The sequence below is a fragment of the Variovorax sp. YR634 genome (assembly GCF_900106655.1).
Classification (GTDB): domain Bacteria; phylum Pseudomonadota; class Gammaproteobacteria; order Burkholderiales; family Burkholderiaceae_C; genus Variovorax.
Map to the genome: position 1 here is coordinate 870,144 of NZ_FNOL01000001.1, position 24,125 is coordinate 894,268.

The window sequence follows — 24,125 nt, forward strand, 5'->3', positions numbered from 1 at the left end:
ATCACCGTTTTTCTTCAACACACTCAAAGAGGAGATACCTGCATGCAACAAATTCACTGGACCCCGAAGCTGCGCGCTGCCGTGGTGGCGGTGCTCGCGCTGGCGGCCGCCGGCGCGTCGAATGCCGCATCGGTGGCGCCCGTCGCGGCCGAGCACGGCATGGTCGTGAGCGCGCAGCACCTGGCGAGCAAGGTCGGCGTCGACGTGCTCAAGCGCGGCGGCAATGCCGTCGACGCGGCCGTGGCCGTGGGCTACGCACTGGCGGTGGTGTACCCCGCGGCCGGCAACCTCGGCGGCGGCGGTTTCATGACCGTGCAGCTGGCCGACGGCCGCAAGACCTTCCTCGACTTCCGCGAGAAGGCCCCGCTGGCCGCCACGGCCAACATGTACCTCGACAAGGATGGCAACGTCATCAAGGGCCTGAGCACCAATGGCCACCTCGCCGTGGGCGTGCCCGGTTCCGTCTCGGGCATGGAATACGCGCGCGAGAAGTACGGCACCATGAAGCGCGCCGACCTCATCGCCCCCTCGATCCAGCTGGCCGACAAGGGCTTCGCGCTGGAGCAGGGTGACATCGACATGCTGTGGACCTCCACCGCCGATTTCCAGAAAGACCCGGTCTCCGGTGCGATCTTCCTGAACAAGGGGCAGCCCTTCCAGGTCGGCCAGAAGCTGGTGCAGAAAGACCTGGCGAAGACGCTGAGGGAAATCAGCGCGAAGGGCCCCGACGGCTTCTACAAGGGCTGGGTCGGCAACGCCATCGTGGCGTCGAGCCAGGCCGGCAAGGGCATCATCACCCAGGCCGACCTCGATCAGTACAAGACGCGCGAACTCGCGCCCGTCGAGTGCGACTACCGCGGCTACCGCGTGGTGTCGGCGCCGCCTCCCAGCTCGGGCGGCGTGATCATCTGCGAGATGCTCAACATCCTCGAGGGCTATCCGCTCAAGGACCTGGGCTTCCGCTCGGCCCAGTCGGTGCACTACCAGATCGAAGCCATGCGCCACGCCTACGTGGACCGCAACAGCTACCTGGGCGACCCCGACTTCGTGAAGAACCCGCTCGACCGCCTGCTCGACAAGGGCTACGCCGAGAAGATCCGCGCCGTCATCGATCCGAAGAAGGCCGGCGTCTCCAAGGACATCAAGCCCGGTGTCGCGCCGCATGAAGGCAGCAACACCACCCACTATTCGATCACCGACCAGTGGGGCAATGCCGTCTCCGTGACCTACACGCTGAACGACTGGTTCGGCGCCAAGGTCACGGCCGCCAAGACGGGCGTGCTGCTGAACAACGAAATGGACGACTTCACCTCGAAGATCGGCGTGCCCAACATGTACGGCCTGGTGCAGGGCGAGGCCAACGCCATCGCCCCGGGCAAGCGTCCGCTGAGCTCGATGAGCCCGACCATCGTGTCGAAGGACGGCAAGCCGGTGTTCGTGGTCGGCACACCCGGCGGCAGCCGCATCATCACGGCGGTGCTGCACACGATCCTGAACGTGGTCGACTACGGCATGAACGTGCAGGAAGCGGTGGACGCTCCGCGCTTCCACCAGCAATGGCTGCCCGACGTCACCAACGTCGAGACCTTCGCGCTGAGCCCCGACACGCGCAAGATCCTGACCGACATGGGCCACAACCTGGGTGTGCCGCAGCCGGCCAATCACCTCGCGGCCATCATCGTCGGCGCGCCGTCGCTGGGCGGCAAGCCAGTCGGCAACAACCGCTTCTACGGTGCCAACGATCCGCGCCGCAACACGGGCCTGGCGGCAGGCTACTGATCCTGCGGCAAACTAGAAGGCGGTCGTGCCCTTGTCGGCGCGGCCGCTTTTTTCATTTTTCATGCACCTGCAAGACATCCTCTATACCCAGGGCTTCGGCACGCGGCGCGTGTGCGCGGGCCTCGTCCAGCAAGGCCACGTGACCATCGAAGGCCAGGCGGTGACCGACCCCTTCGCCGATCTCGACCCCGAAGGTCTTCACTACACAGTCCAGGGCACTGCGTGGGCGTACCACGAGAAGGCCTACCTGATGCTGCACAAGCCGGCCGGCACCGAGTGCTCGCAGAAGCCCTCGACCTATCCGAGCATCTACACGCTGCTGCCGTCGCCGCTGCGCCTGCGGCCCAACAAGGGCGCGGTGCAGGGCGTGCAGGCCATCGGCCGGCTCGACCAGGACACCACCGGCCTGCTGCTGCTGACCGACGACGGCCAGTTCATCCACAAGATGGGCTCCCCCAAGCACCACGTGCCCAAGGTCTACGAGGTAACGGCCAAGCATCCGGTGGACGAGGCGCAGATCGCCAAGCTGCTGGCAGGCGTGGTGCTCGACGACGACCCGAAGCCCGTGCGCGCCGCCGCCTGCGAATCCGACAGCCCGCTGCACCTGCGGCTCACGCTCACCGAGGGCAAGTACCACCAGGTCAAGCGCATGCTGGCCGCGGTCGGAAACCGGGTCGAGGGGCTGCACCGCTCGCGCATCGGCGACCTGGCGCTGCCCGACGACCTTGCGCCGGGGCAGTGGCGCTGGCTGACCGCCGACCAGGTTGCCGCCCTGCGCGCGCCGGCCAAACCGGCCAAACCGCCGAAATAAGCGGAACAAAGCGCCCCCTGACGGTCAGCCAGTCCTAAGGCTCGACCGTTAATCTCGCCAAGCTCTCTCCCGGAACCTTCCCTTGCGACTCCCTGCTCGACCGAACGGCCGCATCGCGGCTTTCCTGTTTTCCTGTCTGACGGCCCTGGCGGCATTCCCCGCCGCCGCCGCGCCGGCCGAACTTCCCCCGATCTTCGTGCTCAATTCGCTGGACGCCAGCGTGAGCGTGATCAATCCCGTCGACTGGACGGAAAAACAGCGCATTGCCACCGGCAAGGAGCCGCACCACATCTACATGACGCCGGACGAAAAGTCGGTCATCGTGGCCAATTCGGCGGGCGATTCGCTGACGTTCCTGAACCCCCGCACGGCGGAAGTGCAGCGCGTGGTCTACGGCATCATCGATCCGTACCAGCTGCAGTTCTCGCGCGACATGAAGTGGTTCGTCACGGCCGGCAACCGCCTGAACCACGTCGACATCTACCGCTGGGACGGCAAAGACCTGAAGCTGGCCAAGCGCATCGCCAGCGGCAAGACGCCCAGCCACATCTGGATCGACAACACCAGCACCATCGCCTACGTGACGATGCAGGACAGCGACGAGATGATCGCCGTCGACCTGCCCACGCAAACAGTCAAGTGGCGCGTTGCCACGGGCACCATGCCTGCCGACATCTTCGGCGTGCACAACGACAAGACCCTGCTGGTGGGCCTGACCGGCAGCGACGGCGTGCAGGTGTTCGACGTGGCCGGCGCCGAGCCCAAGCTGGTCGGCAAGATCCCCACCGGCAAGGGCGCCCACGCCTTCCGCTCGGCCGGCGACGGCAAGAGCGTGTTCGTGAGCAACCGCGTGGCCAACACCATCAGCCGCATCGACCTGGCGACGCTGAAGGTCATCGCGACCTATCCCGTGCCCGGCGGTCCCGACTGCATGGACCTGTCGGCCGACGGCAAGACCCTGTACGTGACCTCGCGCTGGATCAAGAAGCTCAGCGTGGTCGACCTGGCCAGCAACAAGGTCGTGCGGCAGGTGAATGTCGGCCGTTCGCCGCATGGCGTCTGGACGCTCGATCATGCCAAGCGCATCTAGCCGCATCGGCGCGGCCCTCGCGCTGTCGCTGGCCGGAGTCGTGGCTCCCGTCGCCTGGGGGGCGACACCGGGCGCCACCTGCGAAAAGCCTGTCTACCTGACCTTCGACACCGGCCACATGGGCATCGCCCCGCTGGTGGCCGACGTGCTCAAGCGGCAGGACGTGCGCGTCACCTTCTTCGCCGCCGCCGAGCGCACCCAGACCGACGGCGACAGCCTCGACGACCACTGGGCGCCCTGGTGGAAGGCGAGGGCGGCCGAAGGCAACGAGTTCGGATCGCACACCTACGACCACGCGTACTGGCGCGCCGACGTCAAGGGCACGCCGCCGAGCTTCCGCATCAAGCCCTCGGCCGGCCCGCAGGACGGCAAGGAATCGACCTGGAGCGCGGCCGAGTACTGCGCCAACATCCGCAAGTCGTCCGACCGGCTGGCCGCCATCACCGGCAAGAAGCCGCTGCCGCTGTACCGCGCGCCGGGCGGCAAGACCTCGCCCGCGCTGCTGGCCGCCGCCGAAGGCTGTGGCTACAAGTACGTCGGCTGGGCGCCCGCCGGCTTCCTCGGCGACGAGCTGCCGAGCGAGAAATTCAGCAACGCCAAGCTGCTGACTCAGGCGCTCGACACCATTCGCCCCGGCGACATCCTGCTCGCGCACCTGGGCATCTGGTCGCGCAAGGACCCATGGGCTCCGGCCAACCTCGAGCCGCTGATCGTCGGGCTCAAGGCCAAGGGCTTCTGCTTCCAGACGCTGCGCCAGCACCCGGACTTCCGCGCCTGGATTGCATCTCACCCCTGAACGAGTTTTCGCCGTGATCGATTGGCTGACAGACGCTTTTTCCGCCATGCAGGGCTGGTTCTTCGAGGCCGCCGTGCAGCCGCTGGTCTACGCCGTCGGCCTCGGCGGCTGGACCGAGGATGCCTTCGACGCGACCGGCTGGCTGCTGGTCGGCGTCATCCAGATCCTGGTGCTGCTGGCGATCATCGGGCCGCTGCAGCGCTGGCGATCGGTGGAGCCGGTGGTCGACCGCCACGCGATCCGCATCGACATGCTCTACACGCTGATTCACCGGCTCGGCCTGTTCCGGCTGGCGATCTTCTTCACGCTGCAGCCCTTCTTCGACGATGCGATGGGCAGCCTGCGCACGGCGGGGTGGGGCACTTTCCACCTCGACGAAGTGTGGCCCGGCGTGACCGACGTGCCGGTGGTCGCCTTCGCCATTTACCTGGTGGTGCTCGACTTCGTCGGCTACTGGATCCACCGCGGCCAGCACCAGTTCAACTGGTGGTGGGGCCTGCACTCGCTGCACCACTCGCAGCGCCAGATGACGATGTGGAGCGACGACCGCAATCACCTGCTCGACGACATCGTCCACGACACGCTGATCGTCATCGTGGCGCAGCTGATCGGCGTCGCGCCGGGGCAGTTCATTGCCTTTGTCGCCTTCACGCAGCTCAGCGAAAGCCTGCAGCACGCCAACCTGCGGCTGAGCTTCGGCGCCATCGGCGAGCGGCTGTGGATCAGCCCGCGTTTCCACCGGCTGCACCACAGCATCGGGCTGGGGCACGAATCGAACGGCAGGAGCACGCTCGGCGGCCACAACTTCGGCGTGCTGCTGCCTTGGTGGGACATGCTGTTTCGCACCGCCAACTTCGAGAACCGCTACGACCCGACCGGCATCCGCGACCAGGTCGAACCCAGCGCCGACGGCCGCGTGCGCGAATACGGGCGCGGTTTCTGGGCCCAGCAGTGGCTCGGCCTGAAGCGAATGGTCGGTCGCGGTTGAGGGGCTCCGGCCCCTGAACGGCTCGTCCGAGGCGTTATCCTCGGTGCTCAATGCGCCTGCTCCTCGACTCCTTCTGGCGCGCGGTCGCCTATTGCATGCTGCCGCGCGTGATCGTGCTGTCGCTGCTTCCTCTGGGGTTGATGGTGGTGCTGGCCGCGGGGCTCGGATATTTCTACTGGGACTCCGCCGTGACCTGGACACGCGGCGCACTCGATGCCTGGCCGCTGCTGTCGAGCTTCTGGGCGTGGATCGGCCGTCTTTTCTCGGGTGACGTCACTTTCGCGCTGGCGTCCCTGGTCGTGGTGTTCGCCGCCACGCCGCTGATCGTGGTGGTCTGCCTGCTGATCGTGGCCGGCTTCATGGCGCCTGCGCTGACCAAGCTCGTGGGCGAGCGGCGCTTTCCCTCGCTCGAGCAGAAAAAGGGCGCTTCGTTCTTCGGCAGCGTCGCGCGTTCGCTCGGCGTCACCATCCTGGCGCTGATCGCTCTTGTGGTGTCGATGCCGCTGTGGCTCATTCCGCCGCTGGTGCTGATCCTGCCGCCGCTGATCTGGGGCTGGCTCACCTACCGCGTGATGAGCTTCGATGCGCTGGCCGAGCACGCCAGCCCCGAGGAGCGCGCCGCGCTGCTGCGCGCGCACCGGCTGCCGCTGCTGTGCATCGGCGTGCTGTGCGGCTACCTGGGCGCGGCGCCCAGCATCGTCTGGGCATCGGGCCTGCTGTTCGCCGCCGCCTTCTTCGTGCTGGTGCCGATCGCCATCTGGATCTACACACTGGTCTTCGCCTTTTCGGCGCTCTGGTTCGCTCACTACTGCCTCGACGCGCTCGCGCGGCTGCGTGCCCAGCGCGCTGTGGCCGAGGCATCGGCCGCCAACGGCACAACACCGGCGCTCGAAGCCGAAGAGGCTAGCAAGGCCGCTCTTTCCCAATGGGGTTCACCATGACACGCGCATTCGGTCTCATCGTCGTCGGTGACGAGATCCTTTCTGGCAAGCGGGCCGACAAGCACATGGCCAAGGTCATCGAGTTGCTCGCCGCGCGCGGGCTGCAGCTGAGCTGGGCCGAATACGTGGGCGACGAACCGGCGCGCATCACGGCCGCGCTGGCGCGCGCCTTCGCCTCGGGCGACATCGTCTTCTCGACCGGTGGCATTGGCGCCACGCCCGACGACCACACCCGCCAGTGCGCCGCCAAGGCGCTGGGCGTGCCGCTGGCGCTGCACCCCGAGGCCGAACTGCTGATCCGCGAGCGCATGCAGGACACCGCGCGTGAGCAGGGCGTGCCCTACGAGCCCGACCGGTCCGACAACGTGCACCGGCTCAACATGGGCGTGTTTCCGCAGGGCGCCGCGCTCATCTACAACCCGTACAACAAGATCCCCGGCTTCAGCGTCGGCGACGTGCACTTCGTGCCGGGCTTCCCCGTCATGGCCTGGCCGATGATCGAGTCCGTGCTCGACGGCCGTTACGCCGAACTGTTTACCCGCAATGCCGTCGCCGAGAAGTCGGTGATCGTTTTCGGTGCCATGGAAGCCACGCTGACGCCGCTCATGCAGGCCATCGAGGCCACCCACGCCGGCATCAAGGTGTTCAGCCTGCCGAGCGTCGATCACCCCGAATACGGCCGCCACATCGAGCTGGGCGTCAAGGGTGACCCCGGCCGGCTCGATGCCGCCTATGTCCAGCTGATCGAAGGGTTGCACACCTTTGATGCCAAGCTTGGTCCAGAATTGGTGCGTTAATGCTGAGCGCACCATTTTGGTGAAATTCCGCGTTCATTTGGGGTTTGCGGCGGCCACTAAAGCCTCATCGAGTGAGGTGACAATGGCACAGAAACTGCATCCCTCGTCCCTGTATTCCTAACCACCATCCAACTCAGGAGAAACTGATGGCAAAGACCGTCGCCGATGTACTCAAGCTCGTCAAGGAAAACGAGGTCAAGTTCGTCGACTTCCGCTTCACCGACACCCGTGGCAAAGAGCAGCACGTGACCGTGCCGGTCTCGGCTTTCGATGAAGACAAATTCACCTCGGGCCACGCATTCGACGGCTCGTCCATCGCTGGCTGGAAGGGGATCGAAGCTTCGGACATGCAGCTCATGCCCGACCCGAACACCGCCAACATCGACCCCTTCTTCGAAGAAACGACGCTGATCCTGACCTGCGACGTGATCGACCCCGCCGACGGCAAGGCCTACGAGCGCGATCCGCGTTCGCTCGCCAAGCGCGCCGAGGCATACATGAAGGCTTCGGGCCTGGGCGACACCGCCTTCTTCGGTCCGGAACCCGAATTCTTCGTCTTCGACGGCGTTCGCTGGAAGAACGACATGTCGGGCTGCTTCGTGAAGATCGACTCCGAAGAAGCCTCGTGGAACACCGACAAGGAATACGAGCACGGCAACACCGGCCATCGTCCGGCAGTCAAGGGCGGCTATTTCCCGGTTCCCCCGGTCGACAGCTTCCAGGACATGCGCTCGGAAATGTGCCTGGTGCTCGAATCGCTCGGCATCCCGGTCGAAGTGCATCACCATGAAGTGGCCAACGCCGGCCAGATGGAACTTGGCACCAAGTTCAGCACGCTGGTCCAGCGCGCCGACTGGGTCCAGCTGCAGAAGTACGTGATCCACAACGTGGCCCACGCCTACGGCAAGACCGCCACCTTCATGCCCAAGCCCATCGTCGGCGACAACGGCTCCGGCATGCACGTGCACCAGTCGGTCTGGAAGGACGGCAAGAACCTGTTCGCTGGCGACGGCTATGCAGGCTTGTCGGACTTCGCCCTGCACTACATCGGCGGCATCATCAAGCACGCCCGTGCCCTGAACGCCATCACGAACCCCGGCACCAACAGCTACAAGCGCTTGGTGCCCGGCTTCGAAGCCCCGGTGAAGCTGGCCTACTCGGCCAAGAACCGCTCGGCCTCGATCCGCATCCCGTTCGTGGCCAACCCGAAGGGCCGCCGCGTCGAAGCGCGCTTCCCCGATCCGCTGATGAACCCGTACCTCGGCTTCGCTGCGCTGCTGATGGCCGGTCTCGACGGCGTGGAAAACAAGATCCATCCGGGCGAAGCCGCCAGCAAGGACCTGTACCACCTGCCGCCGGAAGAAGACGCGCTGATCCCGACCGTCTGCCACAGCCTCGACCAAGCCCTGGAATACCTGGACAAGGACCGTGCGTTCCTGACCAAGGGCGGCGTGTTCACCGATGCGTACATCGATGCGTACATCGATCTGAAGATGCAGGAAGTCACGCGCTTCCGCATGGCGACCCATCCGGTCGAGTTCGACATGTACTACTCGCTGTAATCGCGCGAAGTACAACCTCACCAATCCATTGGCGGGGATGTAATGAAAAAGGACGGCCACGGCCGTCCTTTTTCAATGGAGTGGAACATCTTGTCACTGGTGGCATCGAATTGCACGAAAATGCACCTTTGTCGCCGCCCTCCACCGATACACATGAAGACTGCTTCTCTTATTTTCCTGGCCGGTTCATTGATCGCGCTGCCGGCGCTCGCGCAGGAACGCGTCTGGCGTTGCGGCAACGAGTACACCAACAACGCCACCATCGCCCAGCAGAAGGGCTGCAAGGTCATGGAAGGCGGCAACGTCACGGTCGTGCAAGGCACCAAGTCTTCGGGCGGTGGCTCTGCGTCGTCCGGTGGCTCTTCCGCGGCGCGTGCGCCGGCGGGCAGCCCGCGTGTCGAAGGCGTCGACCAGCGTGCCCGTGACGGCGAGGCTCGTTCGGTGCTCGAGTCTGAGCTCAAGAAGGCCGAGGCGCGCCAGGCCGAGCTGCAGAAGGAATACAACAACGGCGAGCCCGAGAAGCAGGGCAGCGAAGGCCGCAACTACCAGAAGTACCTGGACCGCGTCGCCGAAATGAAGGCTGAACTGGCGCGCAACGAGAGTGACATCGCCGGCATCCGCCGCGAAATCGGCCGCCTGCCGAACAAGCAGCAGCCGCAGTAGTCATGGTGTTCGGGAAGAAGGCGACCGGCGCCAATCCGCGCTTCCAGTCCTTCGACCTGCTGTCCACGCTGATCGCGGTGGTCAACAGCAACGGCTCCGTGCTGTTCGCCAACGCAGGCCTCGAAGACGCACTGGGCACCTCGCGCCGCACGCTCGAAGGCTCGCAGTTCGGCGCGTGTTTTCATGAGCCGCAGGTGCTGCGTACGGCCATCGACGGTGCGAGCAGCAACGACTTTGCAACGCTGCGCTATGAGGCCTTCCTGCGCCGCGTCAACCACGAGCTGATGCCCGTGCAGGTCACGCTTGCGCAGGGCGACAAGAAGGGCGAGCTCATCATCGAGATGTCGCCGCTCGAGCAGCAGGTGCGACAAGACCGCGAAGAGCGCCTCATCGACCAGGCGCAGGCCAACAAGGAGCTCATCCGCAACCTCGCGCACGAGATCAAGAACCCGCTCGGCGGCATCCGAGGCGCGGCGCAGCTGCTGCAGATGGAGGTCGAATCGCGCGACCTCATCGAATACACCCAGGTCATCATCCACGAGGCCGACCGGCTGCAGACGCTGGTCGACCGGCTATTGGCACCGCACCGCCGTCCGCACGTGGTGGGCGACGTCAACATCCACGAGGTGTGCGAGCGCGTGCGCTCGGTCATCCTCGCGGAGTTTCCGCGCGACCTGCACATCGAGCGCGATTTCGACGTGTCCATTCCCGAGTTCCGCGGCGACCGCGAGCAGCTCATCCAGGCCACGCTCAACATCACGCACAACGCGGCGCAGGCGCTGACCGAGCGCCGCGCGGCAGGCGACGCGCAGATCACTTTCAAGACGCGCATAGCCCGTCAGGTGATCTTCAACAAGCAGTGGTATCGACTGGCACTGGAATTGCATGTAATCGACAATGGACCGGGTGTGCCGGACACGATCAAGGACCGCATCTTCTATCCGCTGGTATCGGGCAGGGAAGGCGGGACAGGGCTGGGATTGACGCTCGCGCAAACTTTTGTGCAACAGCATCACGGCGTGATCGAGTGCGACAGCGTCCCGGGCCGAACCGATTTCAAGATATTGATACCGCTGCCCTAGCGCAGCCACCGGCAACAGAGGAGATGCATGAAGCCGATCTGGATAGTTGATGACGACCAATCGATTCGCTTCGTGCTCGAGAAGGCTCTATTGCGCGAAGACCTGCCCACGCGCAGTTTCACGAACACGCGCGAGGTGCTGGCAGCACTCGAACAGGCCGCCGACGACGATCAGCAAGGTCCCCAGGTTCTGGTGAGCGACATCCGCATGCCCGGCGGTTCCGGGCTCGACCTGCTCGACAAGATCAAGGCCAAGCACCCCGGCCTGCCCGTCATCATCATGACGGCCTTCTCCGACCTCGACAGCGCCGTTTCGGCCTTCCAGGGCGGCGCTTTCGAATACCTGCCCAAGCCCTTCGACCTGCCGCGTGCGGTCGAACTCATCCGCCGTGCCGTCGATGAAAGCCAGCGCGAGGAAGTCGCCGAAGAGCGCATGGTCGCAGCGCCCGAAATGCTCGGCCAGGCCCCTGCGATGCAGGACGTGTTCCGCGCCATCGGCCGGCTTTCGCAAAGCAACGTCACGGTGCTCATCACCGGCGAATCGGGCTCGGGCAAGGAACTGGTGGCGCGTGCGCTGCACAAGCACTCGCCGCGCGCCAACGGCCCCTTCGTTGCCATCAACACCGCCGCCATCCCCAAGGACCTGCTGGAGAGCGAACTCTTCGGCCATGAGCGCGGCGCCTTCACCGGTGCGCAAACCATGCGCCGCGGCCGCTTCGAGCAGGCCGAGGGCGGCACGCTGTTTCTCGACGAAATCGGTGACATGCCCTTCGACCTGCAGACGCGCCTGCTGCGCGTGCTGAGTGACGGCCATTTCTACCGCGTGGGCGGCCACAACTCGGTCAAGGCCAACGTGCGCGTCATCGCGGCCACCCACCAGGACCTGGAGCAGCGCGTCAAGCTCGGCGGCTTCCGCGAAGACTTGTTCCACCGCCTCAACGTGATTCGCCTGCGCCTGCCGGCACTGCGCGAACGCGGTGAAGACGTGCCCGCGCTCACGCGCCACTTCCTGCAGGTGAGCGCGCGTCAGCTGGGCGTCGAGCCCAAGCGCATTTCCGATGCGGCGCTGGCCAAGCTCGCGGCCTTCGGCTTCCCGGGCAACGTGCGCCAGCTCGAGAACATCTGCCACTGGCTGACCGTGATGGCGCCGGCCCAACTGATCGAAGCGAAGGACCTGCCGCCCGAGGTGATGGCCGTCGGTGCAGGCGCTGAGACTCTCCACGTGCCCGAAGCCGCGACCGTCGCGCCGACCGCAGCGGCCCAGCCCGTGGCGTCGCTGCCAGTTGCAGGCAGCGAATCGGCGCCCGCGCACGCCGTCTCCGAGCCCGCTGAAGCCCATGCGGGCGTGAGCAGTTGGGAAAGCGGCCTGGAGCACGAAGCCCAGGCCTTGCTCGCGGCCGGCCGCACCGATGTGTGGGACGTGCTCTCGCGCCGCTTCGAGTCGAGGCTGATCCTCACAGCCCTGGCCAACACGCGCGGCCGCCGTATCGAGGCCGCGCAGAAACTGGGCATCGGGCGCAACACCATCACCCGGAAGATCCAGGAACTCGGCATCGAATGAAAAGGCCCCTTGGGGCCTTTTTTATTACCGGCCGGACTTATCCAGCCGGCCGTACCGGTGCAGAAGATCGCCCATCCCTCGTTCAAGTGATGCGCTGCTTCACCAATTGACTCACATTCCGGCCTGAGACCAAGGAGCATCCGGGCCCGCGCGCCGCGGGTACCGTCCACTCAAGCAAGGAGCGTAGCCATGTCTTTCAAGATTCTCTGCTGCGACGGCGGCGGTATCCGCGGCGTCATCACGGCGATGCTGATCCAGGACCTGGACAAGAGTTTCGGCATCGTCGCAGGCGCGAACGGTTTCGCCGGCACGTCCACCGGCGGCCTGATCTCGCTGGGCCTGGTGAACAACGTGAGCATCGACAAGATCGTCAGCGTCTACCAGAACGATGGCTCCACCATCTTCAAGCCCAACGGCTGGCTGCTGGACGCGCAAGCCAAGCAGCAGGACCGGGCACCGGCGCAGTCGACGGAAGACCTGCTGGGCAGCGGTCCGGGCATCTTCAAGTGCCAGTACGTCAACACCGGCTTGCAATCAGTCGCCCAGCAGCTGGTGGGTAGCGGCGGTGCGCTGTCCTCGGCGAGCCGCTTCGTGGCCGTCAACTCCGCGCGGCTGTGGGATGCGAACCAGAACAGCTGGGCGCCGTGCACCATCTCCAACGGCCAGAGCAACGCCTACCGCGGCATCAGCATGGTGGACGCCGCGCTGGCCACCTCGGCCGCGCCAACGTACTTCCCGCCGTACCAGATGGGCGACTTCGGCTACTTCGCCGACGGCGGCACCTTCGCCAACAACCCTTCGATGACGGCGATCGTGGAAGCAATCTACCAGGGCTGCGCCACCGCCCCGTCGGACATCGTGATGCTGTCGCTGGGCACCGGCGTCAATCCGGTGGGTGTGCCGCCCAGTTCCGTGTCCAACCCGCTGGACTGGGGCGTCACGCATTGGCTGTGGCCGTTCAGCGACGGCGTGGTGCCGGCTACTGCGCTGCTCAACCTCACCATGGATGCCACCGCGGAGCTGGCGGCGACCCAGGCCGGCCAGCTGCTCGGCAACAACTACATGCGCGGCAACGTACCGCTGGCCCAGCCGTTCGGCCTGGACGACTACAAGAACGTGGGCGAGCTGGTGAGTGCGACGCAGAAATACATCGAGAGCTCGCCCGAGTGGGCGGCGGTGCGCAGCTGGGTCCAGCAGAACTGGACTTGAGCGAGGCGAGCGACGCCGGCGGCGTGACTATCGGCTTCGCTGGCCCAGGGTCAGCGAATCGATCTGGAAATTTCCGCTCTTGTCCCAGAGCCAGGTATCCACGTACGTATGGGCGCCGAGCTTGCCGGGGTTCGGCAAGGGCGACGTGGCCTTGATCAGCTCGGCAATCATCGGCGGTACTTCGGGTGCATGGCTCGGCGTGCGGCTGAAATCGACCCTGATCACCTTGCCCGTGGCGTCGATGTCGGTTTCGACCACCACCACCGCATACACCAGCGGCGGAATCTTGCCCTTGTAGATGCGGCTCGCGTACTTGTTGTAGATGTGGCGCGCGCCGATCTTGCGGTAGGTCCGCACGGCCGGCGTCTGCGCGGTGATCAGCCGCACCGTCGGCACGTCGCGTCCGGACGCGGTCTCGTCCGCAGGCGAGGTTGCAGCGCTCTTGCCGCCTTCTTCCGCCTTGTCGCCGGGCTTCAGCAGCGAGCAGGCCGTGAGCGTCAGCGCGACGGCCGCGATTGCGAGGTTGCGTATGGTCATGGGCTCAGGCACCCTGCTCGAGATCGAGCACCACCGGCGCATGGTCGCTCGGCTTTTCCCACTTGCGCGGCACGCGGTCGATGATGCAGCCCTTCACGCGCGGCACCAGCGGCTGGCTCACCAGGATGTGGTCGATGCGCAGCCCGCGGTTCTTCTGGTAGCCCAGCATGCGGTAGTCCCACCACGAATAGCTCTTCTCGGGCTGCTCGAACATGCGAAAGCTGTCCGTCAGGCCCAGGTCGAGCAGCGCCTTGAAGTGGTTGCGCTCTTCCGTCGTGTGATGGATCGTTTCCTTCAGGCCCACCGGGTCGAAGCTGTCGCGGTCTTCCGGCGTGATGTTGAAGTCGCCCAGCAGCACCAGGTTCGGGTTGGCCGCCAGCTCCTGGCGCAGCGAGTCGCGCAGTGCGTCGAGCCACTTCATCTTGTATGCGAACTTCTCGCTGCCCGGCTCCTGGCCATTCACGAAGTAGCCGTTGACCACGCGCAGCGGACCCGAAGGCGTCTCGACCGTGGCCGCGATCACGCGCGACTGGTCATCGCTGAAGTCGGTGATGTTCTTCACCACGTCGCGCACCGGTGCAAGGCTGAGAATCGCCACGCCGTTGTAGGTCTTCTGGCCGAACACCGCGGCCTCGTAGCCGGCCGACTTCAGCACCTCGAGCGGGAACTTGTCGTCGGTCATCTTGAGCTCCTGCAGGCACAGCACGTCGACCGGGTTGGCAATGAGCCAGTCGAGCACGTGCTGCAGGCGCGCAGTGAGGGAATTGACGTTCCAGGTGGCGATTTTCATGGGTTTGCTGACTTGTTGATTGCCAATGATCTTTGCGTCGCGCGCGGCGCAGCGCTGCATTTGGCCGGTCAGCTTAGCAAAAGCACTCGACCTCTCCGAGTGCAAGGCAGGTAAGTGGGCGCAACAGTAGTTCGGGGCAGGCAGGCGGGCACGCCGGGGAATGCTCCGGTTTCTTCGGCCATAGGCGCCCGGACGGCGAATGCGATGCGGCTACTCCCGCGCAGCAGCGGATGCCTGGGATTCCTGCGCCTGCTGCAGGCTTTGTTGCTGCGGTGCGTCGACCGGAGCGGTCGGCCCGCATGCACTGCGGTTCCTGATCGCGACGCCCTTGACGAGGTGGCGGGGCACGTGATGTGTCCTTATCAACTGCGCCAGCGCCTCGCTGCGTGCTGGTTCGCATACCGGTAGAAACATGTGCAGTGAGCTCATGGTGTCGTCCAGTGAACGCCAGAAAAGAAAGCTCGGATCTGAAAGAGGAGGGGAAGGCGGCCTCTGGCGTGGCCGGCGGACATTATGAGCGCCTGAATTCCGCCGTGCGCAATCGCCCTTCCGGCGCAGATGCCATCGGTCGAATGAGGCCTACAGCGTCTCGTTTTCCTTGAGCACGCCCGCCTTGCGCAGGGCGGAGTCCAGCCACTTGGCCGCCGTGTCGCCTTTCCTGATGGCCTCGATGCGTGCGGCTTCGTCCTCGACCTTCTGCTTTGCGGCCTGAAGAAGCGTCTCGACTCTTTCCCGCTCGACCACCACCACGCCGTCGGCATCGGCCACGACCAGGTCGCCTGCACGCACGGCCACGCCGCCCACGGACACCGGATGCCCGATGCGCCCCGAGGCCAGCTTCGTCGGGCCGTTGGGATTGGTGCCGACCGAGAAGACGGGAAAATCCATCTCGTCGATCTCGACGCTGTCGCGCACCGCGCCGTCGATCACCACGCCGGCGATGCCGACCTGCCGGCAGGCGTTTATCATGATCGTGCCCATCAGGGCGGCGCTCTGGTCGCCCTTGCCGTCGATCACCAGCACGTCGCCGGGCTTTGCCAGCGCGATGGCGGCGTGGATCATCAGGTTGTCGCCCGGCCGCACTTCGACCGTGAGTGCACTGCCGACGAGCGTCATCCGGTGGCGCAAGGCCTGGATGCGGCCGTGCAGGGCGCCCCGGCGGCCTGCCACGTCGGCAAGGATGGCCGGCTGGAACGCCGAGGCCTGCCGGACCAGATCGGAGGGAACGCGCTCGAAGTCGCGAATGATGTCGGGTAGCTGGTTCATCGTCTGTCTCTCGTTCTCTTTCTTACTCGGCCTTGACGTCGGCGTCCTTCACCACGCGGCCCCACTTGCGCTTGTCGGCAGCCAGGAAGGCGCGGAATTGCTCGGGGGTGCTCCCTACGGGCTCCAGGCCGTCGGATGCGAGTCGCTTGGAGATCTCGGGCATCGCCAGCACCTTGGCAACCTCGCGCTGGATGCGCTCGACGACGGCCGGCGGCGTGTTCTTCGCCGCGCAGATGCCTGCCCAGGTCACGGGGTCGAAGTCGGGAACGCCGGCTTCCGTCACGGTCGGAATGTCCGGAAAGGCCGCCAGCCGGCGCGGGCTGGCCACAGCCAGCGCGCGGAGCTTGCCGGCGCGTGCGTACTGCATCGAGCTGACGGGCTGGTCGAAGATCATCGAGACCTGGCCTGCAATGAGGTCCGTCATGGCCTGGCCAGTGCCTTTGTAGGCCACGTGAACGATGTCGATGCCCGCTCGGCTCTTCAGCATCTCGCCCGCAAGGTGCCCGCCGGTACCCGTGCCCGAAGAAGCGAAGTTGATCTCGCCGGGCTTCTGCTTGGCGTATGCAACGAGCTCCTTGACGCTCTTCACCGGCAGGGTCGAATTGACCAGCAGCATGTAGGGCGCGTTGACGACTTGCGTGACCGGTGCGATGTCCTTCTCTGGATCGAAGGGCATGCTCTTCAGGATGTACGGCTGGATCGACAGGGTTCCCGTGGTGCACATCAGCAGCGTGTGCCCGTCCGCAGGCGCGCCGAGCATCGCCGATGCCGCGATGTTGCCACCGGCGCCGGGACGGTTTTCGACCAGCACCTGCTGCCCGAGCCCTTCCGCCAGCTTCGGCGCGATCAGGCGCGCCACGACGTCGTTGGAACCGCCGGGCGAAAAGCCGACGAGGATCTTCACCGGTTTCGACGGAAAGGCATCTGCAGCCCACGCATGGGTGGCGCCAAGCCAGACGGTGCCCGCGGCAAGGGCCGGCAGCAGCTTCAGAAGAGGTTGGAGTTTCATTGCAGTTCCTGGTTGATGGCTTGGCCCGAGAGTTCGTCGCGCGCCCGCGCAATGCGGCGGCACCCTTCCAGCAGTTGCTCTGTGCTGGCGGCGAACGAAATGCGGAAATGCGTCGGCACGCCGTAGGCACTGCCTTGCAGCGCCGCCAGGTCCTGCGAATCGAGCAGGTGCATCACCCAGTCGTCGCTGCTCTCGATTGCGGCGCCCGTGCGTGTGCGAAGCCCGAACAGCGCGCTGCATGACGCGAAGATGTAGAACGCGCCGTCGGGCGCTGTGCAACGGATGCCGTCGATGGCATTGAGCGAGGCAACCACCATGTCGCGCCGCTTCTCGTATTCGCGCCGGTTAGAGGCAATGGTGCCCTGCGGTCCCGTGAGCGCGGCGACGGCTGCAGCCTGTGCGATCGAGTTCGGCCCGGAGGTGCTCTGCGACTGGAGCTTGACCATCGCCTTGACCAGCGCCGAAGGCCCGGCGCCGTAGCCGATGCGCCAGCCCGTCATCGCGTAGGCCTTGGAAACGCCGTTCACCGTCAGCGTGCGGTCCTTGAGGTCGGGCGCCACCTGGGCCATGGTGGCGAACTCGATGTCGCCATAGATCAGGTGCTCGTAGATGTCGTCGGTCAGCACCCAGACGTGGGGGTGGCGCCGCAGCACCTCGGCCAGTGCCTGGAGCTCGGCACGCGTGTAGGTCGCCCCGCTCGGGTTGTTCGGCGAGTTCAGCATCAGCCAGCGCGTCTTGCCGGTGATGGCGCGTTCGAGGTCGGCAGGCTGCAGCTTGAAGCCCGATGCCGCCGGGCAGTCGACGAAGACGGGGACGCCGCCGGCCAGCAGGGCGATGTCCGGGTAAGACACCCAGTAGGGCGCCGGCACGATCACCTCGTCACCCGCTGCGACCGTGCACATGAGTGCGTTGAAGATCACCTGCTTGGCGCCGGTGCCCACGATGATCTCGCCCGGTGTGTAGGCCAGCCCGTTCTCGTTCAGGAACTTGCCGGCAATGGCCTCCTTCAGCACCGGCGTGCCGCCCACGTCCGTGTAGCGGGTCTGGCCGTCGGTCATGGCTCGGATTGCCGCTTCCTTGATGTGCCCGGGTGTCTCGAAGTCGGGCTCGCCCGCGGTCAGGCCGAGGATGTCCCGGCCCATCGCGCGCAGCTCGCGCGCCCTCTGGCCGGCCATGGAACTGGGGGATGGTTTGATTCGATTCAGGCGTGGTGCGATGTGAAGCATGCACGCAGTATCAAAGTCCGGCTGCCGCAGGACAAACGAGAAATCGGAGGAGCGCGGTATTCCTTTTTTTCCTGCAGAGCCATGGGCGTACATTCCGCTGGCATGAACTTCACTTTCAAGCAGCTGGAGGCCTTCCTCTTCAGCGCCAAGCTCCAGAGCTTCAGTGCCGCGGCGGTGAAGCTGCACACCACGCAGTCGGCCATCTCCAAGCGCCTGGCGGAACTGGAGGAGTCGCTCGGCGGCCCCCTGCTGCATCGCACCTCCCACGGCCTGGAGCTGGCCCAGGCCGGCCGGGAGCTGCTGCCGCTCGCGGAAGAAGCGCAACGGCTCTGGCAGCGCATCGAGCACGACATCAGCCTCGACAAGACGCTGCGCGGCACCTTCCGGGTGGGCGTGACGGAGCTGATTGCGATGACCTGGCTCACGCGCCTGATCCAGCTGCTGCAGAAGCTGCATCCCCAGGTAACGCTGGAGCCGGTGGTGGACGCGGGGCTCACGCTCTTCGAGCGCCTCGAAGCCAACAAGCTCGACCTGACCATCATGCCCGGCATCTTCTGGGGCCAGGCCTTCGAATCGATCAAGGTGGGGCAGGTCGACCAGGCCTGGATCGCGAGCCCGCGGCTCGACATTCCCGCGCGGGCATTGAAGCCGCACGAGTTTGCCGACTACCCCGTGATCGAGCAGCCCGCAGGCGCCTCGAAGAACAGGTTCTACGAAGCCTGGCGCGCGGAGCACGGCTTCCGCTTTGGCAAGGTCATGCTGACGAACAGCACGACCGTCTTGCGCGAACTGACGATCAGCGGCTTCGGCATCAGCCAGCAGGCGCTCGACTATGTGCGCCCGGACATCAAGAGCGGCCTGCTGCGTGTGGTGAAGAGCGACCCCATGCCCCCGCCGCTGGTCTACAGCGCGGTCTACCGGCGCGACAACTCCAGCCCCGCGCTGGCGCGCATCGTCGAGCTGGCCGTCAAGACTTGCGATTTCACCTTGCGGGCGAGCCAGCACGACGTGGCCCCGGCGCGCCCACCGCGGGGCTCGGGCGCGACGCTGAGGCAACGCTCGCTGCGCCAGGGCGTGAAGACGCCCGCCAGGAAGACCAGGAAATAGATGCGGGGAGATGCGGGGCTACTGGGCCGCGTGCCCGTAGCAGGCCTTCAGGCCCGTGTAGTCGTAGTAGTGCGCCGTGCCCGCAGCCTTGGCGCCATCGCAGGCCGCCTTGAAGTCGGTTTCCTTCTCGTTGTAGAGCATGCGCACGAGCAGTTTTCCGCCGCCGTCGGCGAACACGTCCCACTGCATGTTGGCCGCCATCGGCGAGACGTAGTCGCCGCGCCACGTGTTGCTGTCGTAGCTGAAGCTGGAGGCCTTGGGCACGCTCTGGTCCTCGCCCTTCAGTCCCATGCGCACGGCGAAGGGCATCATGATTTCCGCGTGCGTGAAGCGCAGCTTGGCCGCGTGCGAGCGGTCGCCCCTGGCGATTGCATCGACTTCGTTGAACATGTCGTCGACCAGGATCTGCGACATGCGCGAGGTGATGTCGCCTTTCTCCGTCATGCCGGGGCCCTTGTCGTAGAAATCGGAGCCGTCGTTGAGCGCGGCGAAGAACTTCGCCTGCGCTGCCGGCATGTAGGCCGTGAAATCGACGCCGGCCTCGTTGCGCATCGCGGGGGCGATCACGTACAGCTCGTACAGCAGCGCGCCTGCGTCGCCGGGCGACTTGATCGATGTCTTGCCGTCACCGCTCAGGCTGGGCGCGAACTTGCCGTCGTCGCTCGTGTAGCTGAAGCTGCCGCTGTTGGAAAAGCTGTACGTGCCGTTGGCGATCTTGTCGACGAAGCTCCTGGCGAACAGGCGCTCCAGCAGCAAGCGGCCGGCAGCCGCGGCCTCGGGCGTGACCGTGAGGCCGCTCTGCTTGGCGAGCAGGTCGGCATCGTTGCTCTTGTAGTTCTGGTAGGCCAGGCTGGCCTGGTAGGTCGTGTAGAGCGGATTGGTGGTGTTCGTTACCAGGTCGGTCGCCTTCACGAGCTTGTGGAAGTACAGCAGGAAGCGGTTGGTGCCCACCGGCTGGCTCACGGCCGTGCCGTTGTCGGGGTAGGGCGCCGGTGCCGGCGGATAGGTCAGCAGCGGCGCCAGCGCGGGCTGAGTCGCCTTGAGCGACTGCACGAAGAAGTTGCCGCTGTCGACTGCGCGGTCGACGCCGGAGGTCACCGTCACGATCTGGCGTGGGGCGGAGCCGGCGTTGTCGCCGATCTGCTTCCAGTAGGCCGGCAGGCGCTGGACCAGCCTTGCCGCAAGCTGCGTGTGCTCATTGATGCCAACCTGCGTCTCGTTGCCGTAGCCGGGCGTGCTGATGCCGGCCACGCCATAGCCGAGCAGGAAGTTGGCCTTCATGATCTTCAGCACGTCGGGCCCGAGCTTCTCGCCCAGCGGCGTGAGGGCGCCGTCGTCTTGTGCCTTCTTCCACATGTTGTAGACCGCTAGGTCGTACTTGAGGCCCGAGAGCCCGCGCGAGCCGTGGCGCGCAACCACCTCGGTGTAGACCGGCGAGAAGCCCGCGGGCGCCGCCTCGTAGGTGCTGACATCCTGCTGCGGGCGGTACGGCGCCTTGGTCTGGTAGTAGCGGTCGGTCAGGGCGGCGGCCGTTACCACCGCCTTGACGTCGTCAGTGTTCGCGGCCGATGCGAGCGCATCGCGGATGCGCTGCAGGCCTTCGTCGGAAGCGGCCTTGAGCGCGGCCTTGGCAACGGGGTCGCTCTCGGTGTTGATGTCGCCGAGCAGCTTCGACGCGACCACGCCGACAGAGATTGCCACCTTGCCCGCAGCGGTCTTGAAGTCGAGCCCGTTGGCTTCCATCTCCGCGACCACCGCGGTCGATTCGAAGTCGACAACGCCCGGTGCTTCCTTCGGCGCACGCAGCACGAGCGCTGAAGTCACCGGCTTGGATGAGGGGATGGACGGATCGAGCTCCGTGGCATCGGTGCCGATCTCGGCCACGATGCCCGCGCCCGAGCCGGCAAGCGTGAAGCCGCCCTGCTTGTCCGATCGGGTGGACGGTTCGCCCGCATCGCAGCGGCCGTTGGAGTTGAGGTCCAGGCAGACCTTGGCGTTGACGAAGTAGCTGCCGACCACGACCCCGCTGGTGCTGGTGGTCGTTGTGCTGCCCGGCGTTGTGGAAACCCCGGCGGCCGGAGGCAAGACGAAAGAAGAACCGCTGTCTCCCCCTCCGCATGCAACCAGCAGGAGTGCCGAGAGACTGAGACAAGAAACCGGCACGAGGGCCAGGGCGCGGCGAAGCGGAGAAGTAGGCTGCATGAGAGTCACGGACGAGCGAAAGGGGTGGAGCTTTCAGCGCGTGCGTGACATGGCGGTGACTGACAGAGCGCAGCAGAAGGTGGTCAGGTCCTGGTCAGCTGGCCAGGCTGGCACTGACTACGCGCGATCAGTGCCGTCCGCTGCGCTGGATGCGGTGGCGCAGTTGACTGGAAAGCGTGTCCGCAACAATCACCATCACGGTGATGACGATGATGCAGGTGGCTGTCTCCGGATAGCGAAAGAGCTTGAGGCTGCTCACCAGTTCGAAGCCGAGCCCGCCGGCGCCGACCATGCCCAGCACCGTCGCCGAGCGCAGGTTCACCTCGAAGCGATAGAGCACCACGGCGATCCACGCAGTGACGACTTGCGGCAGCACGCCGAACACGATGACCTGCAACGGCCGCGCGCCGGTCGCGCGCAAGGCTTCGAGCGGGCCCTGGTCGATTTCCTCGATGGCATCCGCGAAGAACTTGCCCAGCATGCCCGCGCCATGGAGCGCCAGCGCCAGCACACCGGGAAACGGCCCCAGGCCCACGGCCGAGACGAACACCAGTGCCAGGATGAGCTCGTTGATGCTGCGCACCACGTTCAATGCCTGCCGCGTGCTCTGGTAGATCCACCGGTTGCTCTGCAGGTTGCGCGCGGCCAGGAACGAAAGGGGAATGGCGGGCAGCACGGCCAGCAGCGTTCCCCACACCGCGATCTGCACGGTCTCGAGCGCGGGTGCGACGAGGCGGCTCAGGATGTTCAGGTCGGGCGGCAGGGTGCGGCCGAGAAAGTCCAGGATCTGCGGCAGGCCCGCTGCGAGTTCCGTCCAGCTGAGCTGGGCTCCGGCGGAGCTCCATTGCAGCGCCCAGGCCACGATGCAGAGTCCGATGAGCAGGTTGAACCAGCCGCGGCGCCCTTCGGGGAGCGGGCCGGTCCAGGCGTATCTGGTCGATGCGGTCTTCATGTTCGTCATGTTCATCCTTGCGTGCCGGCCATCGAGGGCATGGCCAGTGCAGTCGGGGTGCTGGCTGCGTCCTTCCGGTCGACGGCCGGTTGCGGCATGTTGTAGATGCGATCGATGTCGTCCTGCCCCATGGCCTGCGGCACGCCATCGAACACGACGCGGCCTTGCGCGAGCCCGACGATGCGGTCGGCAAACTCGCGCGCGTAGTCGACCTGATGCAGGTTGCACAGCACGGTGATCCCCAGGTCGCGCGAGGCATCGTGCAGGTACTGCAGCACCTTGCGCGAGGTCTGCGGGTCGAGACTGGCAACCGGTTCGTCCGCGAGGATCAGCCTCGGTCGCTGCGCAAGCGCACGGGCGATGCCCACGCGCTGCATCTGGCCGCCCGACAGCGAATCGGTGCGTTCATGCGCCTTGTGCGCAAGGCCCACGCGGCCCAGGCACTCGTGCGCCAGCGCGATGTCTTCGCGGCTGAAGAAGTGCATCACCGAAGCGAGCGTCGACACTGTACCCAGGCGGCCGGTCAGCACGTTCTTCAACGCGCTCAGCCGCGGCACCACGTTGTGGTGCTGGAAGATCATTGCGACACGCTGGCGCAGCGCGCGCGTATCGGCGCACTGCACGGCATCCATGCCGTCGACCTTCAGTTCGCCGCCGTCCGCCACGGCCAGGCGGTTCACGCATCGCAGCAGGGTCGATTTGCCGGCACCCGACTCGCCGAGCACCACCACGAACTCTCCCGCAGCCGCGTCCAGGTCAACGCCGCGCAGCACGGCGTTGTCGCCGTACTGCTTGGTGAGCCGCCGGATGCGGATCACTTCATGCTCCGCAGATCGAGCTTGAGCACCTTGGCGGTGTCGCGCACGACGTTGTAGGCCGCGTCGTTCGTGGGCTGGAAGCCGTTGAGCACGCCCTGGTCGCCCCACGGCAGGTCCTTGACGTTGGCCAGGGCCTTCGCGATCTTTGCCTTCAGCGCCGGATCGAGGTCCTTGCGCCAGACCATCGGCGATTCGGGAATCGGGTTAGACGACCAGACGATCTCGAGCTCGTCCGCTTTCACCTGGCCCTTGGCGATGGCGCTCGCGAGGATGCGGTCCGCCACGGCTGCGGCATCGACCTTCTTGTTGGCCACGGCGAGGATGCTGGCGTCGTGCGAGCCCGAGAAGATGACGCGGCTGAAGAAGGTCTCGGGGTCGTAGCCGGCCTGCAGCAGGCCCGCCTTGGGGAACAGGTGGCCGGACGCGGAGGTCGGGTCTACGAAGGCGAAGGTGCGGCCCTTCAGGTCGGCGGTCTTGGCGAGGCCGCTTTCCTTGCGCGCAATGATCACGCTCTTGTAGGAGCTCTGGCCAGTCTTCTTCGTGACGGCCACCGCGAAGGCTTCTACATCGGCGATCTGGTTGGCAAGCACGTACGAGAACGGGCCGAGGTAGGCCACGTCGAGCTTCTTGGAGCGCAGGGCTTCGATGACGCCGTTGTAGTCGGTGGCAACGAAGGGTTTGACCGGCATGCCCAGTTGCTGCTGCAGGCTGTCGAGCACCTGGCGGCTGCTCTCGATCATGGCCTGCGAGTCCTCGGCCGGAATCAGGCCGATGGTGAGCGGTGGCGAGGCCAGCGCCGGCATGGCGGCGACGGTGGACAGGGCGAGGGCGATCAGGCTTCGGCGCAGGCGAAAGAGGGGGCTCATGGGTGGTGCTCGGTGGGGTGAAGGTTGGGAATTAGCGCAAGACTAAGAACGCCATGTGACAACGAAATATCAAA

The 24,125-nt window shown here is 65.8% G+C and carries 23 protein-coding genes; 13 read left to right on the forward strand and 10 right to left on the reverse strand.

Going from position 1 to position 24,125, the window contains the following annotated elements; translation table 11 throughout:
- Nucleotides 1-42 precede the first annotated feature (42 nt).
- The 12 genes from ggt (at nt 43) to BLV60_RS04105 (ending at nt 13,278) form a co-directional block, all read left to right on the forward strand.
- Nucleotides 43-1,779 (forward strand): gamma-glutamyltransferase, encoded by a 1,737-nt coding sequence (ggt, locus tag BLV60_RS04050; RefSeq protein WP_093050172.1) that lies wholly within the window; start codon nt 43-45, stop codon nt 1,777-1,779.
- A gap of 61 nt (nt 1,780-1,840) precedes the next feature.
- On the forward strand, nt 1,841-2,590 hold the full coding sequence (locus BLV60_RS04055; RefSeq protein ID WP_093050175.1) for a pseudouridine synthase: 750 nt from the start codon (nt 1,841-1,843) through the stop codon (nt 2,588-2,590).
- 82 nt (nt 2,591-2,672) lie between these two features.
- Nucleotides 2,673-3,680: a YncE family protein gene (locus BLV60_RS04060; RefSeq protein ID WP_093050178.1), complete on the forward strand. Its 1,008-nt coding sequence runs from the start codon at nt 2,673-2,675 to the stop codon at nt 3,678-3,680.
- Nucleotides 3,664-4,476 (forward strand): polysaccharide deacetylase family protein, encoded by an 813-nt coding sequence (locus tag BLV60_RS04065; protein ID WP_093050181.1) that lies wholly within the window; start codon nt 3,664-3,666, stop codon nt 4,474-4,476. Before BLV60_RS04060 ends, BLV60_RS04065 begins: the two co-directional genes overlap by 17 nt.
- Nucleotides 4,477-4,489: 13 nt before the next feature.
- The gene (locus BLV60_RS04070; protein WP_093050184.1) at nt 4,490-5,464 is read left to right on the forward strand and encodes a sterol desaturase family protein; all 975 of its coding nucleotides are present in this window, start codon (nt 4,490-4,492) and stop codon (nt 5,462-5,464) included.
- Nucleotides 5,465-5,514: 50 nt separating this feature from the next.
- Nucleotides 5,515-6,405 (forward strand): EI24 domain-containing protein, encoded by an 891-nt coding sequence (locus tag BLV60_RS04075; protein WP_093050187.1) that lies wholly within the window; start codon nt 5,515-5,517, stop codon nt 6,403-6,405.
- Nucleotides 6,402-7,202 carry a competence/damage-inducible protein A gene (locus tag BLV60_RS04080; protein WP_176928704.1) on the forward strand — a complete coding sequence of 267 codons (801 nt, stop codon included), beginning with the start codon at nt 6,402-6,404 and terminating at the stop codon, nt 7,200-7,202. The genes BLV60_RS04075 and BLV60_RS04080 overlap by 4 nt, the downstream gene beginning before the upstream one ends.
- Before the next feature lie 146 nt (nt 7,203-7,348).
- Nucleotides 7,349-8,764: a type I glutamate--ammonia ligase gene (gene glnA / locus BLV60_RS04085; protein WP_093050193.1), complete on the forward strand. Its 1,416-nt coding sequence runs from the start codon at nt 7,349-7,351 to the stop codon at nt 8,762-8,764.
- A gap of 153 nt (nt 8,765-8,917) precedes the next feature.
- A complete protein-coding gene (locus BLV60_RS04090; RefSeq protein WP_093050195.1) occupies nt 8,918-9,427 on the forward strand; it encodes a hypothetical protein in 510 nt (169 codons plus the stop codon).
- A 2-nt stretch (nt 9,428-9,429) separates the two neighbouring features.
- Nucleotides 9,430-10,509: a nitrogen regulation protein NR(II) gene (gene glnL / locus BLV60_RS04095; RefSeq protein WP_093050198.1), complete on the forward strand. Its 1,080-nt coding sequence runs from the start codon at nt 9,430-9,432 to the stop codon at nt 10,507-10,509.
- Between the two features lie 27 nt (nt 10,510-10,536).
- Nucleotides 10,537-12,069, forward strand: a complete 1,533-nt coding sequence (gene ntrC, locus BLV60_RS04100) for a nitrogen regulation protein NR(I) (RefSeq protein ID WP_093050201.1) — start codon at nt 10,537-10,539, stop codon at nt 12,067-12,069.
- Between the two features lie 189 nt (nt 12,070-12,258).
- Nucleotides 12,259-13,278 (forward strand): patatin-like phospholipase family protein, encoded by a 1,020-nt coding sequence (locus BLV60_RS04105; RefSeq protein WP_093050204.1) that lies wholly within the window; start codon nt 12,259-12,261, stop codon nt 13,276-13,278.
- A 27-nt stretch (nt 13,279-13,305) separates the two neighbouring features.
- Here the strand turns inward: BLV60_RS04105 and BLV60_RS04110 are convergent, their stop codons facing one another.
- The 6 genes from BLV60_RS04110 to BLV60_RS04135 all read right to left on the reverse strand — a co-directional run bounded on the left by BLV60_RS04110 (nt 13,306) and on the right by BLV60_RS04135 (nt 18,106).
- The gene (locus tag BLV60_RS04110; RefSeq protein ID WP_093050207.1) at nt 13,306-13,815 is read right to left on the reverse strand and encodes a hypothetical protein; all 510 of its coding nucleotides are present in this window, start codon (nt 13,813-13,815) and stop codon (nt 13,306-13,308) included.
- Between the two features lie 4 nt (nt 13,816-13,819).
- The gene (xth, locus tag BLV60_RS04115) at nt 13,820-14,605 is read right to left on the reverse strand and encodes an exodeoxyribonuclease III (RefSeq protein WP_093050428.1); all 786 of its coding nucleotides are present in this window, start codon (nt 14,603-14,605) and stop codon (nt 13,820-13,822) included.
- Nucleotides 14,606-14,815: 210 nt separating this feature from the next.
- On the reverse strand, nt 14,816-15,034 hold the full coding sequence (locus BLV60_RS04120) for a hypothetical protein (protein WP_093050210.1): 219 nt from the start codon (nt 15,032-15,034) through the stop codon (nt 14,816-14,818).
- Between the two features lie 150 nt (nt 15,035-15,184).
- Complete coding sequence (locus BLV60_RS04125; protein WP_093050213.1) at nt 15,185-15,871, reverse strand: RraA family protein; 687 nt, start codon at nt 15,869-15,871, stop codon at nt 15,185-15,187.
- 22 nt (nt 15,872-15,893) lie between these two features.
- Nucleotides 15,894-16,880, reverse strand: coding sequence for a Bug family tripartite tricarboxylate transporter substrate binding protein (locus tag BLV60_RS04130; protein ID WP_093050215.1), 987 nt, complete (start codon nt 16,878-16,880; stop codon nt 15,894-15,896).
- The gene (locus tag BLV60_RS04135; protein ID WP_093050218.1) at nt 16,877-18,106 is read right to left on the reverse strand and encodes a pyridoxal phosphate-dependent aminotransferase; all 1,230 of its coding nucleotides are present in this window, start codon (nt 18,104-18,106) and stop codon (nt 16,877-16,879) included. The genes BLV60_RS04130 and BLV60_RS04135 overlap by 4 nt, the downstream gene beginning before the upstream one ends.
- Nucleotides 18,107-18,208: 102 nt before the next feature.
- Here BLV60_RS04135 and BLV60_RS04140 point away from each other — a divergent pair, with 102 nt between their 5' ends.
- Nucleotides 18,209-19,213 carry a LysR family transcriptional regulator gene (locus tag BLV60_RS04140; RefSeq protein WP_093050221.1) on the forward strand — a complete coding sequence of 335 codons (1,005 nt, stop codon included), beginning with the start codon at nt 18,209-18,211 and terminating at the stop codon, nt 19,211-19,213.
- Between the two features lie 18 nt (nt 19,214-19,231).
- On the opposite strand, the gene BLV60_RS34290 is transcribed toward BLV60_RS04140, so the two are convergent.
- The 4 genes from BLV60_RS34290 to phnD form a co-directional block, all read right to left on the reverse strand.
- A complete protein-coding gene (locus tag BLV60_RS34290) occupies nt 19,232-21,415 on the reverse strand; it encodes a histidine phosphatase family protein (RefSeq protein WP_176928705.1) in 2,184 nt (727 codons plus the stop codon).
- Nucleotides 21,416-21,542: 127 nt separating this feature from the next.
- Entirely contained in the window at nt 21,543-22,382 is an 840-nt protein-coding gene (gene phnE, locus BLV60_RS04150) for a phosphonate ABC transporter, permease protein PhnE (protein WP_218132211.1), read from the reverse strand.
- Nucleotides 22,379-23,185 (reverse strand): phosphonate ABC transporter ATP-binding protein, encoded by an 807-nt coding sequence (gene phnC / locus BLV60_RS04155; protein ID WP_093050227.1) that lies wholly within the window; start codon nt 23,183-23,185, stop codon nt 22,379-22,381. Before phnC ends, phnE begins: the two co-directional genes overlap by 4 nt.
- Nucleotides 23,182-24,051 carry a phosphonate ABC transporter substrate-binding protein gene (phnD, locus tag BLV60_RS04160; protein ID WP_093050230.1) on the reverse strand — a complete coding sequence of 290 codons (870 nt, stop codon included), beginning with the start codon at nt 24,049-24,051 and terminating at the stop codon, nt 23,182-23,184. The genes phnC and phnD overlap by 4 nt, the downstream gene beginning before the upstream one ends.
- Nucleotides 24,052-24,125: the final 74 nt, after the last annotated feature.